At 78.0% G+C, this 1,847-nt stretch carries 2 protein-coding genes; both read right to left on the bottom strand.

Annotation, left to right across the window (positions count from 1 at the left end):
- Positions 1 to 208 (bottom strand): polyketide synthase docking domain-containing protein (locus ACFU6K_RS38130; RefSeq protein WP_380671124.1); only part of this gene is annotated, 208 nt, incomplete at its 3' end.
- A gap of 29 nt (positions 209 to 237) precedes the next feature.
- Positions 238 to 1,847 (bottom strand): SDR family NAD(P)-dependent oxidoreductase (locus ACFU6K_RS38125; protein ID WP_380671122.1); only part of this gene is annotated, 1,610 nt, incomplete at its 5' end.

Raw genomic sequence — 1,847 nt, 5'->3', positions numbered from 1 at the left:
GGAACCCGCCGACCGCGTCACGGCCGTCGGCGAGCAGCCGCCACGGCTCCTCGGGTGTCCCGACGTCGCCGGGGAAGCGGCAGCCCATCGCGACGATCGCGATCGGTTCGTGCTCCGCGGCCTCCAGCTCGCGGACCCGCTGACGCGTCCGCCGCAGGTCTGCGGTCACCTTCTTGAGGTAATCGACGACCTTGTCATCCGTCGGCATTGCACACCTTCCAGGCAGCGGTTGTCCGCTCAGAGGCCGAATTCCGCATCTATCAGGGAGAGCACCTCATCCACCGATGCGGCTTGCAGTTCGAGGTCCGCCTCGACAGTGGCAGCCGCACCCGGGGCCGGGACACCCCTGACCGCCACCCCTGCACCCCTGAACTCGCGCCACTTGGCCAGCAGGGTCTCCAGCCTGACGGTGACCCGGCGGCCGTCCTCGTCGTCCAGCCCGGCGTCCGTGAGCGCCGCCTCCAGCGCGTCCAGCCCGGCGAACACGTCCGGGTCCCCGGCGGTGTCCTCCACCGGGGCCAGCCGGGCCGCCAGCAGGGCGGCCAGCGCCACCGGGTCCGGGTGGTCGAAGAGCAGCGTGGAGGGCAGCGGGAGGCCGGTGGCGCCGCCGAGGCGGTTGCGCAGCTCGACCGCCGTCAGCGAGTCGAACCCCAGCTCCAGGAACCCCTTCCGGGGCTCCACCGCCTCCGGCCCGCGGTGCCCGAGCACCTCCGCGGTGAGCCGGCGGACCAGCTCCAGCAGGATCCGCTCGCGCTCCGCCCCGGAGACGCCGGCCAGCCTGGCCGCCAGCGCGCTCCCGTCCTCGGCCGCGGCGGCCGGGCCGTCCCGGTCCGGGGCCAGCGCCCGGACGGCCGGGAGCTCGGCGAGCAGCCGGCTGGGCCTGGCCGCGACGAACCCCGGCGCGAACCGGGACCAGTCCACGTCCACCACGGCGACCGCGGTGTCGCCCTGGGCCAGCGCGGCGTCCAGGGCGGCCAGCCCCGACTCCGGCGCCAGCGGGGTCACCCCGGTGCGCCGGGCGCGCTCCAGCACCTCGCCCCCGGCGGCCATGCCGCCCTCGTCCCACGGCCCCCAGGCCACCGAGGTGGCGGGCAGGCCGAGGGCCGCGCGCCGCTCGGCCAGGGCGTCCAGGTAGGCGTTGGCGGCGGCGTAGTTGGCCTGCCCGGGGGCGCCGAGCGTGCCGCTGAAGGAGGAGAACAGCACGAAGGCCGCCGGCTCCAGGTCCAGGGTCAGCTCGTGCAGGTGGCGGGCCGAGGCGGCCTTGGCCCGCAGGACGGTCGCCAGCCGCTCCGGGGTCAGCGCGTCGATCACGCCGTCGTCGAGCACCCCGGCGGCGTGCACCACCGCGGTCAGCGGGTGCGCGGCCGGGATGTCCGCGAGGAGCGCGGCGAGCCGGTCGCGGTCGGCGGCGTCGCAGGCCGTGACGGTCACGGTGGCGCCGAGGGCGCGGAGTTCGGCGGTCAGGTCGGCCGCGCCCGGGGCCCCGGGCCCGCTGCGGCTGGTGAGCAGCAGGTGGCGGACGCCGCGCCCGGCGACCAGGTGGCGGGCCAGCCGGGCGCCGAGCGCGCCGGTGCCGCCGGTGATCAGCACCGTGCCCTCCGGGTCCCACCCGGGCGCGTCGCCGCGCCGCGCCGACGGCGCGGGCAGCAGCCGCCGCCCGTACAGGCCGTCGGGCCGCACCGCGACCTGGTCCTCGCCGGACCCGCCCGTCAGCAGCGCGGCCAGCCGGTCCCCGGCCGGGCCGTCGAACTCCTCCGGCAGGTCCACCAGGCCGCCCCAGCGGTCGGGGTGCTCCAGCGCGGCGGCCCGTCCCAGGCCCCACAGCGCGGCCTGCGCCGGGCTCGCGA

Origin of the sequence: Kitasatospora sp. NPDC057512 (assembly GCF_042802135.1) — a bacterium.
Taxonomy (GTDB): domain Bacteria; phylum Actinomycetota; class Actinomycetes; order Streptomycetales; family Streptomycetaceae; genus Kitasatospora.
This window is presented reverse-complemented; position numbering and strand designations above follow the sequence as displayed.